The organism is Pseudomonas sp. MF6755 (genome assembly GCF_016405635.1).
Taxonomy (GTDB): domain Bacteria; phylum Pseudomonadota; class Gammaproteobacteria; order Pseudomonadales; family Pseudomonadaceae; genus Aquipseudomonas; species Aquipseudomonas haemolytica.
Genome location: NZ_JAEKDA010000008.1, coordinates 274,068 through 287,892, shown reverse-complemented (window position 1 = coordinate 287,892; position 13,825 = coordinate 274,068). Strand labels below are relative to the sequence as shown.

Annotated in this window: 15 protein-coding genes; 6 read left to right on the top strand and 9 right to left on the bottom strand. The window is 58.7% G+C overall.

The window, feature by feature from the left end:
- Positions 1 to 102 precede the first annotated feature (102 nt).
- Entirely contained in the window at positions 103 to 519 is a 417-nt protein-coding gene (locus tag JFT66_RS13100) for a GNAT family N-acetyltransferase (protein WP_198859368.1), read from the top strand.
- 64 nt (positions 520 to 583) lie between these two features.
- Here the strand turns inward: JFT66_RS13100 and def are convergent, their stop codons facing one another.
- From def to JFT66_RS13085, 3 genes are all read right to left on the bottom strand, one after another.
- Positions 584 to 1,123 carry a peptide deformylase gene (def, locus tag JFT66_RS13095; protein ID WP_034115687.1) on the bottom strand — a complete coding sequence of 180 codons (540 nt, stop codon included), beginning with the start codon at positions 1,121 to 1,123 and terminating at the stop codon, positions 584 to 586.
- The gene (locus JFT66_RS13090; RefSeq protein ID WP_034115688.1) at positions 1,120 to 2,079 is read right to left on the bottom strand and encodes a YihY/virulence factor BrkB family protein; all 960 of its coding nucleotides are present in this window, start codon (positions 2,077 to 2,079) and stop codon (positions 1,120 to 1,122) included. The genes def and JFT66_RS13090 overlap by 4 nt, the downstream gene beginning before the upstream one ends.
- A 181-nt stretch (positions 2,080 to 2,260) precedes the next feature.
- Complete coding sequence (locus JFT66_RS13085) at positions 2,261 to 2,446, bottom strand: CsbD family protein (RefSeq protein ID WP_058414423.1); 186 nt, start codon at positions 2,444 to 2,446, stop codon at positions 2,261 to 2,263.
- Between the two features lie 197 nt (positions 2,447 to 2,643).
- Between JFT66_RS13085 and JFT66_RS13080 the strand changes: the two genes are divergently transcribed.
- Positions 2,644 to 3,021, top strand: coding sequence for a hypothetical protein (locus tag JFT66_RS13080; RefSeq protein ID WP_034115690.1), 378 nt, complete (start codon positions 2,644 to 2,646; stop codon positions 3,019 to 3,021).
- A gap of 53 nt (positions 3,022 to 3,074) precedes the next feature.
- Here the strand turns inward: JFT66_RS13080 and fadD1 are convergent, their stop codons facing one another.
- Complete coding sequence (gene fadD1 / locus JFT66_RS13075) at positions 3,075 to 4,766, bottom strand: long-chain-fatty-acid--CoA ligase FadD1 (protein WP_034115691.1); 1,692 nt, start codon at positions 4,764 to 4,766, stop codon at positions 3,075 to 3,077.
- Positions 4,767 to 5,148: 382 nt separating this feature from the next.
- Complete coding sequence (gene fadD2 / locus JFT66_RS13070; protein ID WP_153839045.1) at positions 5,149 to 6,837, bottom strand: long-chain-fatty-acid--CoA ligase FadD2; 1,689 nt, start codon at positions 6,835 to 6,837, stop codon at positions 5,149 to 5,151.
- A gap of 209 nt (positions 6,838 to 7,046) precedes the next feature.
- Here fadD2 and JFT66_RS13065 point away from each other — a divergent pair, with 209 nt between their 5' ends.
- Both JFT66_RS13065 and JFT66_RS13060 read left to right on the top strand, forming a co-directional pair.
- Positions 7,047 to 7,991 carry an alpha/beta hydrolase gene (locus JFT66_RS13065; protein ID WP_153839046.1) on the top strand — a complete coding sequence of 315 codons (945 nt, stop codon included), beginning with the start codon at positions 7,047 to 7,049 and terminating at the stop codon, positions 7,989 to 7,991.
- 57 nt (positions 7,992 to 8,048) lie between these two features.
- On the top strand, positions 8,049 to 8,519 hold the full coding sequence (locus JFT66_RS13060; protein WP_034115694.1) for a MaoC family dehydratase: 471 nt from the start codon (positions 8,049 to 8,051) through the stop codon (positions 8,517 to 8,519).
- Between the two features lie 55 nt (positions 8,520 to 8,574).
- On the opposite strand, the gene JFT66_RS13055 is transcribed toward JFT66_RS13060, so the two are convergent.
- On the bottom strand, positions 8,575 to 9,042 hold the full coding sequence (locus JFT66_RS13055; protein ID WP_198859367.1) for a ferritin-like domain-containing protein: 468 nt from the start codon (positions 9,040 to 9,042) through the stop codon (positions 8,575 to 8,577).
- A gap of 204 nt (positions 9,043 to 9,246) precedes the next feature.
- Between JFT66_RS13055 and JFT66_RS13050 the strand changes: the two genes are divergently transcribed.
- On the top strand, positions 9,247 to 9,483 hold the full coding sequence (locus JFT66_RS13050; protein WP_198859366.1) for a DUF3820 family protein: 237 nt from the start codon (positions 9,247 to 9,249) through the stop codon (positions 9,481 to 9,483).
- 10 nt (positions 9,484 to 9,493) lie between these two features.
- Positions 9,494 to 10,669, top strand: coding sequence for an aminotransferase class V-fold PLP-dependent enzyme (locus JFT66_RS13045; RefSeq protein WP_198859365.1), 1,176 nt, complete (start codon positions 9,494 to 9,496; stop codon positions 10,667 to 10,669).
- Between the two features lie 134 nt (positions 10,670 to 10,803).
- On the opposite strand, the gene JFT66_RS13040 is transcribed toward JFT66_RS13045, so the two are convergent.
- The 3 genes from JFT66_RS13040 to zwf are packed head-to-tail and all read right to left on the bottom strand — an operon-like array spanning position 10,804 to position 13,653.
- Positions 10,804 to 11,469 carry a bifunctional 4-hydroxy-2-oxoglutarate aldolase/2-dehydro-3-deoxy-phosphogluconate aldolase gene (locus JFT66_RS13040; protein ID WP_065930484.1) on the bottom strand — a complete coding sequence of 222 codons (666 nt, stop codon included), beginning with the start codon at positions 11,467 to 11,469 and terminating at the stop codon, positions 10,804 to 10,806.
- Between the two features lie 17 nt (positions 11,470 to 11,486).
- The gene (gene pgl, locus JFT66_RS13035) at positions 11,487 to 12,200 is read right to left on the bottom strand and encodes a 6-phosphogluconolactonase (protein WP_034115696.1); all 714 of its coding nucleotides are present in this window, start codon (positions 12,198 to 12,200) and stop codon (positions 11,487 to 11,489) included.
- Positions 12,187 to 13,653 (bottom strand): glucose-6-phosphate dehydrogenase, encoded by a 1,467-nt coding sequence (gene zwf, locus JFT66_RS13030; protein WP_034115697.1) that lies wholly within the window; start codon positions 13,651 to 13,653, stop codon positions 12,187 to 12,189. The genes pgl and zwf overlap by 14 nt, the downstream gene beginning before the upstream one ends.
- Between the last annotated feature and the right edge of the window lie 172 nt (positions 13,654 to 13,825).

The following is a 13,825-nucleotide window of genomic DNA, read 5'->3' as shown; positions in this document are numbered from 1 at the left end:
TGCATGCTCCACTGAAAGGGGATGTAGCACTGGGTATACCACCTATTGCCCAGCAGAAGGCGCTTATAATCCCCGCCCCCTGACAATGCTGGCCCAAAGACCATGCCCGAACTGCACATCGAACCGCTGGCCGAGCCCCTGTGGCCACTATTGAACAAGTTTTACCGCAGTCACAATTCGCCGATGAAGGCCCAAAAGGGTGGGCGCTTATGGGTGGCGCGAGACAGCGAGATAGTGGCCGGGCTATGCCTGACTCAAGTGGTCGGCGGGCAGTTTCTGACCGGCGTGTTTGTCGATCCGACCTATCGCGGCCAGGGGCTGGCGGCGCGTTTGATTCGCCAGGCGGTAGCTGAAGTGGACGGCACGGTGTGGCTGCTGTGCCATCCGGATCTGGAGGGTTTGTACCAGCGTCTAGGGTTCTCTCAAGACACCGTGCTGCCGCAATCGCTCAGTGAGCGGTTGGTGCGCTACAAGCGGAACAAGCCGATGATTGCGATGGGGCTTCAATCACCTGAATGATGCAGGACAAAAATGTGGGAGGGGCAAGCCCCCTCCCACATTTTGATCTCATGCTGTCAGAACGTTACTCGTCAGCCGTTGGGTCCATCTCCGGGAACATCACTTCGATAAACCCGAACTTGCTGAAATCGGTAATCCGCGACGGGTACAACCGACCGATCAGGTGATCACACTCATGCTGCACCACCCGCGCATGAAAACCATCGGCAAACCGCACAATCGGCTCGCCCTTGGGATCGAAACCCTCGTAGCGAATCTGCTGGTACCGGTCCACGGCCCCGCGCAGTCCGGGTACGGACAGGCAACCTTCGTAGCCCTCTTCCAGCACCGGGCTCAAGGGGGTAATCAGCGGGTTGATCAGGATGGTCTGTGGCACCGGTGGCGCATCCGGGTAGCGTTCACTGGCTTCAAAACCAAAGATCACCAGTTGCAGGTCGACGCCAATCTGCGGTGCGGCCAGCCCCACCCCGCCCACATGCTCCATGGTCTGGAACATGTCGTCGATCAGTTGCCACAACTCCGGGCTGTCGAACATTTCCGGTGGTACCGGCGGGGCGATACGCAGCAGGCGTTCGTCGCCCATTTTCAGGATTTCACGGATCATCGATCAGGCACTTCATCAGGGGTAGGTTTGGAGTGGTCCCGGCCTAGGCCCGAGACGTGCTGTTTTTCATCGGTATGGGCCGGTTCGTCGAATTCCTTTTCACCCGGGTCTTTGCCTTCGGCCGACATGTGTTCGATTACCGCATTCATTTCCGCACCCAGCAACAACACGGCAGCGGAAATATAGAAGTACAGGAGCAGGACAATGATCGCACCGATGCTGCCGTACATGGCGTTGTAGTCGGCGAAGGTTTTGACGTAATAGCCAAAGCCCAGGGAGGCAACGATCCACACCACCACTGCCAATACCGAACCCGGGGTGATAAAGCGAAACTTCTGCTCCACGTCTGGCATCACGTAATACATGAGGGCCACGGCGAACATCAGCAGGATCACGATCAGCGGCCAGCGCAGGATGGTCCACAGGGTGACGACGAATTCCTGCATGCCGATCTGCCCGGCAAGCCATTCCATGACCTGTGGGCCAAGCACCATCAGTGCGGCGGCGGCCAGCAACATGCCGGCGATGCCGACGGTGTAGAAAATCGACAGCGGGAAACGCTTCCAGATCGGCCGGCCTTCGACCACATCGTAGGCGGCGTTCATGGCACTCATCATGAGGCGTACACCCGCGGAGGCGGTCCACAACGCGATGACGATACCCACCGAGAGCAGGCCACCCTTGGATTGCTGCAACTGGTCGATCACCGGGTTGACCTGCTCCAGCGCCTGGGGCGGCAACACCAGCTCCGATTGCAGGCGCAGCCAGGTGAAGAAGTCCGGCAGGTGCAGGAAACCGATCAGGGCAATGAGGAACAGCAGGAAGGGAAACAATGAGAACAGCATCTGGTAGGCCAGTGCCGAGGCATAGGTAGGCATCTCGTCATCGACGAATTCCTTGACGGTGCGTACCAGCACCTTGTGCAGCTTGAGACCATCGAGTACCGGAAAAATCATAGCGTCTCCTTTCGCCGCAAAGAGGTTGAGTTCGTGGGCGACTCAGGGGCCGTTTTCTACATCAAAGTAGCCCATTTGGCGACTTTGAAACAATTTCCAAAGTTTAGTTGCACCGGTTCACATAAAAACGGCCATCCATGGATGGCCGCAGGGCTGCGAGAAACCAGCCGGCGAAGCAGGATTACTTGGTGGCTTTTTTTACCGCGTCTTTGGTATCGCCGACCGCTTTCTGCACTTCGCCTTTCTTCTCTTGAACCACGCCTTCAGCGCGCAGCTTGTCGTTGCCGGTGACTTTGCCGACACCTTGCTTGATGTTGCCGACCGCTTCGTTCGCCAAACCTTTTGCCTTATCCGATGTGCTGCTCATGGTATTTCTCCTGGAAAAATCGAGGTTTTTGGTCATTACGTAGGAATTGACCCAGGGCTCCGCGGCAGAGTTTCAAATATTTTCGGCAGGCATTTCATCGCAGGCCGCAGGTTTGGCTTTATGTTTTGCGGCCAACCCACGAGAATGCCCGGCAGATTCAGGCTGCAAGGCTGAATAACAGATCCCGTAGGAAGGTTATGAAACTCAATAAAGCACAGGCCATCGCCCGTAGAAACCAGGAACTGGGCGGTGCCGTACTCGGCGTCAACAACTGCCACTTCACCGACCTGGACCACAAACGCAACATCTGGTGGTTCGACCTGCCAGTGGCGCGGATTGCCGTGGGCCAGTACGAGTGGATCCACCTGTTGATGCACAACGCCGAGACTGACCAGTTGCTGCACCTGAAGGTGCCGACCGTGTTCCTGCGTGAAAAACTCGAAGGGTTGGTGGTGCGCAATGCAGGCAAGCGCAAGCCGGAAATCACCCTGGAGCTGAGCGCGGACAAGGATTCCTTCCTCAAGGATGTGCGCCCGGCGGGTGCGGGTGTGAGCTTCGCGCAGTTCGCCCTGTAAGAGCGTAGTAAAAAATGTGGAAGGGGCTTGCCCCCTTCCACATTTGAAGTGCGTTACTTTTTAAGACCGAGTTTCTTCAATTCTTCATCGCGCAATTCACGCCGCAGGATCTTGCCCACGTTGGTGGTCGGCAGCGCATCACGGAACTCCACGGCCTTGGGCACCTTGTAGCCGGTGACGTTGGCGCGCATGTGTTCCATCACCTGGTCCTTGGTCAGGGTAGCCCCTGGCTTGACCACGATGAAGATCTTGATGTGCTCGCCGGACTTCTCGTCCGGCACACCGATGGCCGCGCATTGCAGCACGCCCGGCAGGGTCGCCAGCACGTCTTCCAGTTCGTTGGGGTAGACGTTGAAGCCGGAGACCAGAATCATGTCTTTCTTGCGGTCGACAATGCGCATGTAGCCGTCTTGCTGGATGATCGCGATGTCGCCGGTCTTCAGCCAGCCTTCGCTGTCGAGCATCTCGGCAGTGGCGTCTTCGCGCTGCCAGTAGCCCTTCATCACCTGCGGGCCCTTGACGCACAGCTCGCCGGTTTCGCCCAGCGCCAGTTCGGTGCCGTCGTCGGCGATGACTTTACACACCGTGGACGGCACCGGAATGCCAATGGTACCGATCTGGATATTCTGGATCGGGTTCACCGTGGCCACCGGGCTGGTTTCGGTCATGCCGTAGCCTTCGCAGATGCCACAGCCGGTCACGGCCTTCCAACGCTCTGCCGCTGCCAGTTGCAAGGCCATACCGCCCGACAGGGTGACCTTCAGCGCGGAAAAGTCCAACTTGCGGAAGGCTTCGTTATTGCACAGCGCCACGAACAGGGTGTTCAAGCCGACAAAGCCGCTGAACTTCCACTTCGACAGTTCCTTGACCATCGCCGGCAGGTCGCGCGGGTTGCTGATCAGGATATTGTGGTTGCCAATCAGCATCATCGCCATGCAATGAAAGGTGAAGGCATAGATGTGGTACAGCGGCAGCGGCGTAATCAGGATCTCGCAGCCCTCGTTGAGGTTGGAGCCCATCAGTGCCTTGCACTGCAGCATGTTGGCGACGAGGTTGCGATGAGTCAGCATCGCGCCCTTGGCCACGCCAGTGGTGCCGCCGGTGTATTGCAGCACGGCGACATCACTGCTGGCCGGGCTGGCATCGTTGACCGGCTGGCCATGACCCTTGGCGAGTACGTCGTTGAACCTGATCGCCTGGGGCAAGTGATAAGCCGGGACCATCTTCTTCACGTACTTGATCACGCTGTTGATCAGCAGGCGCTTGAACGGCGACAGCAGGTCGGCGACTTCGGTGACGATCACATGCTTGACGGCGGTCTTGGGCACGACTTTTTCAGCCAGGTGCGCCATGTTGGCCAGGCAAACCAGGGCCTTGGCCCCGGAATCATTGAATTGGTGTTCCATTTCCCGCGCGGTGTACAGCGGGTTGGTGTTGACCACGATCAGGCCCGCACGGATGGCGCCGAACACGGCAACCGGGTATTGCAGGACGTTGGGCAGTTGCACGGCGATTCGATCGCCAGGCTTCAAGTCGGTATGCTGTTGCAGGTAGGCGGCGAAAGCGCCGGACAATTCGTACAGTTCACCGTAGGTGATTGTCTTGCCCAGGTTGCTGAAAGCCGGTTTGTTGGCGAAGCGCTGGCAGGACTGCTTCAGTACCGCCTGAATATTTTGATACTCGTCTGGATTGATCTCTGCAGCAATCCCGGCGGGGTACTTATCCTTCCAAAAGTCTTCGTTCATGGAAGCCCACTCCTCAGCGACGCGAATTCATCATCGCATTTGATGCGATTATTATTGGTGTATGTTTTTTAAGGTGAATCTGGCGCTTTCAAGCAGGCCGAGACGTCACAAAGCGCGCCGAGAGTAGCAGCTTTGCCAAGGGCCGCCTAGAGCCAAAAGAGGCCCCTACAGTCATAAACATGACTCAAGAATACGTAATGGTCACTTTTAGAGCAAAAATTCTATATCGCTGAAGTCTGCTCTGGAATGGGCCTTACGGGCGACAAATAACAATTGTGGGAGGGGGCTTGTCCCCGATAGCGATGGTCCAGTCAATTAACCAGGTGACTGACACTCCGCAATCGGGGGCAAGCCCCCTCCCACATTTTGACCCTATTTCAAATCAGGCGCTGTCACGCAGCTCCCGCCGCAGGATCTTGCCCACCGGCGTCATCGGCAATGACTCCCTCAGCACAATATGCTTGGGCACCTTATAGCCGGTGAAGTTGGCCTTGCAGTACGCCTTCAACTCCTCAAGGGTCACCCCCTGGGCTCGCGCCACGACGAACAGCTTTACCGCCTCCCCCGTACGCTCATCCGGCACGCCGATCACCGCGCAGTTGGCCACGGCCGGGTGGGCCATGACCACGTCTTCGATTTCGTTGGGGTACACGTTAAAGCCCGAGACGATGATCAAATCCTTCTTGCGATCCACAATGCTGACGTAGCCATCGGTATCGATCACCGCAATGTCACCGGTCTTGAGCCAGCCTTCGGCGTCCAGGGCCTCGGCGGTGGCAACCGGCTGCTGCCAGTAGCCCTTCATCACCTGCGGGCCCTGGATGCACAGCTCGCCGCGCTCGCCCAACGGCAGTTCGTGCCCCTCATCATCAATGACTTTCATCGCCGTGCCCGGCACCGGGATACCCACGGTGCCCAGGCGCGATAGGCCGCCGTACGGGTTGGTGCTGGCCACCGGTGAGGTTTCGGTGAGGCCGTAGCCTTCGCCGATGGAACAGCCGGTCAGCGCCTTCCAGCGTTCCGCCGTGGCCTTGACCAGGGCGGTGCCGCCGGAGTTGGTGATCTTGAGATGAGAAAAATCCAGGGTCTTGAAATCCGGGTGATCCATCAATGCCACAAACAGGGTGTTGAGCCCCAGCAGGCAGGAGAACCGCCACTGCTTGAGCTCCTTGATAAAACCGCCAATGTCCCGTGGGTTGGTGATCAGCACGTTGTGGTTGCCGGACACCATCATGCACATGCAGTTCGCCGTGAATGCATAGATGTGGTACAGCGGCAGCGGCGCAATCATCACCTCCTGCCCATCCTTGACCAGCGGATGGCCGTCTTCGCCCAGTTGCGACATGCACGCGCGCACTTGCTGCATGTTCGCCACCAGGTTGCCGTGGGTGAGCATCGCGCCCTTGGCCAGGCCGGTGGTGCCACCGGTGTATTGCAGCACGGCGATATCGTCCAGGGCCACCGGATGCCGCGTCACCCCAAGGCCCGCGCCCATGCGCAAGGCGCGCTTGAACGACACCGCCCGTGGCAGGCGGTAGGCCGGGACCATCTTCTTTACCTTGTCGACCACAGTGTTGACCAGCCAGCCCTTGGCGGCGGGCATGAAGTCGCCCATCCTGGCTTCGATCAGGTAGTCGATCTCGGTATCGGTACAGACCTCCTGCACCCGCGCCCCGAACAGGTTGAGGTAGACCAGCGCCCGTACGCCCGCGTCCTTGAACTGGTGGCGCATTTCGCGCGGGGTATACAGTGGGTTGGTATTGACCACGATCAGCCCGGCCCGCAGTGCGCCGAAAACCGCAACCGGGTAATGCAGCACGTTGGGCATCTGCACTGCGATGCGCTCGCCGGGCTTGAGGTCGGTGTGCTGTTGCAGGTAACCGGCGAACGCCGCACTCTGGCGTTCAAGCTCGGCGTAGGTCAGGGTAATGCCCATGTTGCTGAACGCCGGACGGTCGGCAAAGGTCTTGCAGGAACGCTCGAAGACCTCGATCACCGACTTGTAAGTCGTGAGGTCGATGGCATTGGGCACGCCCGCCGCGCGTTTGTCATTCCAGAAATCAGGTTGCATTGTTCTTGTCCTCTTACCTGAGTGTGTCCGGCCGCTTTATACATTTATAACAAGCGGAGCTTTGGGGACGTTAGCAGCTATAACCAAACAGGCAAATACGCTAAATCGTGTCATTGATTGTGTGAATCTAGCGGCTAACGTGTAGGCAGATGCTCCGCCCCTCTGCCGATGAGCTATACACTGCAACGACCCTGAGCAAAGGAATCGCCATGAACCACAGTACCTTCTGGCTGAATGCGAACGACCGCAGCCGCCTGTACGTCAACCAATGGTTGCCAGACGGCCCGCCCAAGGCCCTGGTGATGCTCTCCCATGGCATGGCCGAGCACAGTGGTCGTTATGCCCGCCTGGCCGAAGCCCTGTGCGGCGCTGGCTACGGTGTGTATGCGCTGGACCAGCGCGGCCATGGCCGTACTGCTGACGAGGGCACATTGGGCCTGTACGCCGAAAAGGATGGCTGGAACAAGGTGGTGGGCGACCTGGCCAGCCTCAACCAGCATATCGGCCAGCAACAGCCGGGTGTGCCGATTGTTTTGCTCGGCCACAGCATGGGCAGCTACATCGCCCAGGCCTACCTGCTGCACCACAGCGCCAGCCTGCATGGGGCGATTCTCAGTGGTTCGAATTTCCAGCCGGTGGCGTTGTACGGCGCGGCGCGGGTAATCGCTCGGGTCGAACGCCTGCGCCAGGGTCTGCGCGGCCGGAGTGCGTTGATCGAATTCCTGTCGTTCGGCTCGTTCAACAAAGCGTTCAAACCCACGCGCACGGCGTTCGACTGGCTCAGCCGCGACCCGACTGAAGTCGACACGTACATCAACGACCCGCTCTGCGGCTTCCGCTGCACCAACCAGCTGTGGGTCGACCTGCTCGGCGGCTTGCAGCAAATCAGCAAAGCGTCCAATCTCAGTCAGATCGACCCGGGCCTGCCGATCCTGGTAATGGGCGGCGAATGTGATCCGGTGAGCGAAGGCAAGCGTCTCAAAAGCCTGGCCCACGCCCTGCGAGAAGCCGGCTGCCAGAACCTGCAATTGAATCTCTACCCGCAGGCGCGTCACGAAGTGTTCAATGAAACCAACCGTGATGAAGTCACAGCGGATGTATTGAAGTGGCTCGACCAGGCCCTGGCCTTGCGCAGGCCGGCCCGCTGCGAATAACTTTTCGTTTAAAATCAGATTATTAAATTACCGATTAGCCACAGGATGCCGCTTTAGATGACCCAGGTAACCAACACCCCGTACGAAGCCCTCGAAGTCGGCCAGACCGCCAGCTTCAGCAAAACCGTCGAAGAGCGTGATATCCAGTTGTTCGCCGCCATGTCCGGTGACCACAACCCCGTACACCTGGATGCCGAATACGCCAAGGCAACCATGTTCAAGGAGCGTATCGCCCACGGTATGTTCAGCGGCGCCCTGATCAGCGCGGCAGTCGCCTGCGAACTGCCTGGGCCGGGCACTATTTATATCGGCCAGCAGATGAGCTTCCAGAAGCCCGTCAAGATCGGCGACACACTGACTGTGCGCCTGGAGATCCTCGAGAAGCTGCCGAAGTTTCGCGTGCGCATTGCCACGCGAGTGTTCAACCAGCGCGATGAGTTGGTCGTGGATGGCGAAGCGGAGATTCTGGCGCCCCGCAAGCAGCAGGTTGTGACCTTGACCGAGTTGCCGCCGATCAGCATTGGCTGATCGTCGCACATAAAAAAGCCCCGCATCTGCGGGGCTTTTTCTATTCAGACAGGTCTTATGACTGAGCACGAGCCTGGTTACGCAGGGCTTTCACCTGGTCGTGGTTGCGCTGTACACCGTGGTACTGACGCTCAACCAGGTCACGAATGCCCAGCAGGTTGTGCTTGTTGATCTTCTCGATGGCTTCTTTATAAGCCTTCAGAGCGTGGTCTTCACCGCGCTCGGCTTCGTTCAGTACAGCCTCTTCGTCTTTACCGGTGACCATCGATTTTACGTCGACCCAACCACGGTGCAGAGTGCCGGCTACGCTACCGGAATCTTCCGGGTCGCCACCCAGTGCGCGTACTGCAGTTTTCAATTCAGCGGCGGCAGTCGCGCAATCGGCAGAACGCTTGGCGAACAGCGCCTTGAGTTCTGGGTGTTTGATATCTTCGGCACATTCCTTGAAACCCTTTTGGCCGTCGATGCTGGTCTCGATCAGGTCGTTCAGTACGGAGATCGATTCTTTATTGATGTCAGTCATTTTTCAATTCCTTGTACGGGTTAGAAGGTTGTCTTAGTTATTGCAGCGCCCGTGCCAGGTTTTCAAAAACAAAATTAACCAATAATTTCAAATACTTACGAATTATTGAACCATCTGTATCGATGTTATTTGCATGATCTGTCATTTGGCCTTCATGCAGAATGCCTGTATTTTCGAAGACCTCGCCTCTATCGCACGAAGCTCATGAACCCCGAAAAACTCGAACTGCTGATCACCCGCGAAATGCCCTTCGGCAAATACAAAGGCCGGATCATCGCCGACTTGCCCGGGCCCTACCTGAACTGGTTCGCCCGTGAAGGCTTCCCCCACGGGGAATTGGGTGGCCTGCTGGCCCTGATGCAGAAAATCGACCATAACGGCCTGTCCGAACTGCTCGAGCCGCTGCGCGTTAAACACGGTAAACCTGCCCCACGTCATTAAGAGACTCGCCATGCCAAGGAATGCAGATAACGAACCCCACTGGCACGCCATCGCCCAGCGCTATGACGTGGAGCCTGGGCCGATCAACCTGGAAAACGGCTATTTCGGGCGCATGAGCCGTGCAGTACAGGCGCACTACCTTGAGCACATCAGCTTTATCAACCGCAGCAACTCAGTGCATGTGCGCCAGCGCTTTGAGCAGGGTGAAAACGTCGAGATCCGCCGCGAGCTGGCGGGGTTGATCGATGTCGACCCAGAGTCCGTCGCCTTCACTCGCAACGCCACCGAAGCCTTGCAATCGCTGATTCGCAACTACAACCGCCTGCAACGGGGAGACCAGGTGCTGATCAGCGACCTGGAGTACGACACGGTCAAAGGCGCCATGCGCTGGTTGGCAGGTAGTCGCGGCGTGGAGGTAATCGAGGTGTCCCACAACCACCCGGCCAGTTTCGACAGCCTGGTGCAGACGTATCACGACGCGTTCGTTAAGTACCCACGCCTCAAATTGATGGCCCTGACCCATGTCACCCACCGCACCGGCCTGGTCATGCCCGTTGCGGCCATTGCCAAGGCCGCACGCGAACAGCATATCGACGTGATCCTCGACGGCGCCCACGCCCTGGGCCAGTTCGAGTTCAACCTGGCTGAACTGGGCATTCAATTCGCGGGGTTCAACCTGCACAAATGGATGGGTGCACCGCTAACCCTGGGCTTTATATATATCGCCCCCGAGCGCCTGGCAGATATCGACCCGGACATGGGCGAGTTTCACTACCCGGCCACTGATGTGCGCGCTCGTACGTCCTACAGCACACCGAACTTTCCCGCGCTGATGACCTTACCGTTGGTATTTGAAGAACATCGGCAATTGGGTGGCGCCGCGGCCAAGGGTGCGCGTGTCAATTACCTGCGGGATCTGTGGGTAAGCCAGGTGCGCCCCTTACCGGGGATTGAAGTGCTGACCTCGGATGATCCGCGACTGTATTGCGGGATCACCGCGTTCAAGTTCATCGGGCGGGATCAACAGGTGATGGTGGATAGGCTGCTCAAGGAGTATGACGTGTTCACCACGACCCGCTCGGGGGCGGCGTTTGGCACCTGTATTCGGGTAACGCCGGGGCTGGTGACGTCAGCGGCGGATATCAATGTGTTGGTCAACGCGATTACCGAGCTGAACAAAGATTGAAACTGTGGGAGCTGGCTCCCACATTTGGACTTGTGGTGGGTCGAGTTTTCTACAGGCAAAAAAAAACGGCGCACCGACCAAGTGCACCGCAAAAATGCCGTTAAGCACAGCAACAACGATTCAGTAAAAGCAGATCAATCCAGCAGCGCCAGCGCCTGCGCGGTGACTTCCTGGATACGCGCCCAGTCGCCGTTCTTCACCCATTCAGGGTCAAGCATCCAGCTACCGCCTACGCACATCACGTTTTTCAACGCCATGTAGTTCTTGATGTTGGCCGGGCCAACGCCGCCGGTAGGGCAGAATTTCACTTCGCCAAACGGACCACCGAGGGCCTTGATGGCCGCGACGCCGCCGCTGACTTCGGCCGGGAACAGCTTGAAGCGGCGATACCCCAGGCCATAGCCTTCCATGATGCCCGAAGCGTTGCTGATCCCAGGCAGCAGCGGGATCGGGCTGTGCACCGAAGCTTCCAGCAGGTCACGGGTAATGCCGGGGGTGACGATAAATTGCGAGCCGGCCACTTCAGCCGCTTCGAGCATGTGGCGGTCGAGCACAGTACCGGCGCCGGTGCACAGCTCCGGACGTTGCTCGCGCAATACCTGGATGGCCTTGAGGCCGAACTCAGAACGCAGGGTCACTTCCAACGCGGTCAAACCGCCGGCTGCCAGGGCGTCGGCCAGCGGCAGGATGTCCTGTTCGCGGGCGATGGTGATCACCGGCAGGATCCGCGCCCTGGCGCAGAGGCTGTCGATCAAGGCAACTTTATCCGCCATGGACACGGTCGGTTGAGGGCTTTTCATAGCGGCTGATCCTTGGCTCATGGGCACCAGTAAATCTCTAGAGTAGGTTGCAAAAACGCGCGAATCGGCATGGCAGCAACATCGTCACTGGCCAGGGCGGCGCTCAAGGTGGTCAATTTCGAGCTGCCGGAAATCGACAGCACGGTGTAGTCGGCCGTGGCCAGCAGCGCACGACTCATGGTCAGGCGCTGGTGCGGCACGGTGGGCGCCAGCATCGGCCAGCAACGGCGGGTACCGTCGGCCTTCAGCGCTTCGCCCAGGTTCGGGCTGTTGGGGAACAGCGATGCGGTGTGGCCGTCATCGCCCATGCCCAGCACCAGCACATCAATGGCTGGCAGTTCGGCCAGTAGGCGATCGGCCTGCTCGGCAGCGTCTTCGAGGTTGGCAGCAGCGCTGTACAGGCTGAGGAACCTGGCCTTGGCCGCCGGGCCTTGCAACAGGTACTGCTTCAACAGGCCGGCGTTGCTGTCGGCGTGTTCTACCGGCACCCAGCGTTCATCGGCCAGGGTGATGGTGACCTTGGACCAGTCCAGGCCCTGCTTGGCCAGGTTCTGGAAAAATGCCACGGGGCTGCGCCCGCCGGACACCACTAACGTCGCCTCGCCACGGGCACTGATGGCCCCGCGCAGTTGTTCCGCCACGTCATTGGCCAGGCCATCGGCCAGCAGCGCGGGCGTGCGGTACTCATGGGCAGTGACGCCCTGAGGCAGTTTCAATTCAGATATCGCCATACCACGACCTCCCATCCCGCGTGATCAGTGCAATCGAGCTCATCGGCCCCCAGGACCCCGCCGCATACGGCTTGGGAGCATCACCGGATTTTTTCCACCCGGCGATCAACTGGTCGCACCACTTCCACGCAGCTTCGATTTCATCTTTGCGAACAAACAGGTTCTGATTGCCGCGCATTACTTCCAGCAACAACCGCTCGTAGGCATCGGGAATCCGTGCGCTGCGATAGGTGTCGGAAAAATTCAGTTGCAGTGGTCCGCTGCGCAGTTGCATGCCCTTGTCCAGGCCCTGCTCCTTGGTCATCACGCGCAAGGAAATACCTTCGTCCGGCTGCAGGCGGATGATCAGCTTGTTGCTGATCTGCAGGCGCTGCTCCGGGGCGAAGATATAGTGGGACGGTTCCTTGAAATGGATGACGATCTGCGACAGCTTTTGCGGCATGCGCTTGCCGGTGCGCAAGTAGAACGGCACCCCGGCCCAACGCCAGTTACGGATATCGGCACGCAGGGCGACGAAAGTCTCGGTGTCGCTCTGGGTGTTGGAATTGTCTTCTTCCAGGTAGCCCGGCACGGCTTTACCAGCGCTGTAGCCGGCGATGTACTGGCCGCGCACGACCTGGGTGGTCAGGCCCTCGGGGCTGATCGGCGCCAGGGCCTTGAGCACCTTGACCTTCTCGTCACGGATGCTGTCGGCGGACAGGTCGGCCGGCGGGTCCATGGCAATCAGGCAAAGCAGTTGCAGCAGGTGGTTCTGGATCATGTCGCGCAGCTGGCCGGCCTTGTCGAAGTAACCCCAACGGCCTTCGATGCCGACCTGCTCGGCCACGGTAATTTCCACGTGGGAGATGTAGTTCTGGTTCCACTGGGTTTCGAACAGGCTGTTGGCGAAACGCAGGGCGATCAGGTTCTGGACGGTCTCTTTGCCCAGGTAGTGGTCGATGCGGTAGGTGCGGTTTTCCGGGAAAAACTGCGCCACGGCGTCGTTGACCTTGCGCGAGGATTCCAGGTCCGAGCCGATGGGTTTTTCCAGCACCACCCGGGTATTTTCCGCCAGGCCGACCTTCGCCAGGTTCTCGCAGATCGCGCCATACACCGCCGCTGGGGTGGCGAAGTAGGCGATCAGACGTTGTTCGCTGCCGACATTTTCGGCGAGAGCGACATAGTCGTCGGCCTTCATGAAGTCGACATGCACATACGCCAGGCGCGCTAGAAAGCGTGCGGCCACAGCTTCGTCGAGTTCCTTGCCGACGTACTTACGCAATTCTTTTTCGATATGGCCCATGTGCTGCTGCTCGGACCCGGCTTCACGGGCCAGGGCCAGGATGCGCGTGTCGTCGTGCAACAACCCGGCGCCATCGAGTTGATAGAGAGCAGGAAATAACTTGCGCAGCGCCAGATCACCCAAGGCGCCAAACAGGGCAAAGGTGCAGGGTTCTACGGTTATCGAAGGCATGATGTTTGTTCTTTTATCAAGTTAAGCTACAAATACCTTTTTTCAAGGCATCACTCAAGGAAAAATGTAGTAATAAACACAACATTTTCCCGTAATTCGCATTCCGAGTGGTGGTGTTCAGCTACCCTCAGTAGGATAGGCCACCGCAAAGGGCCACTCATCGATTGGCCAC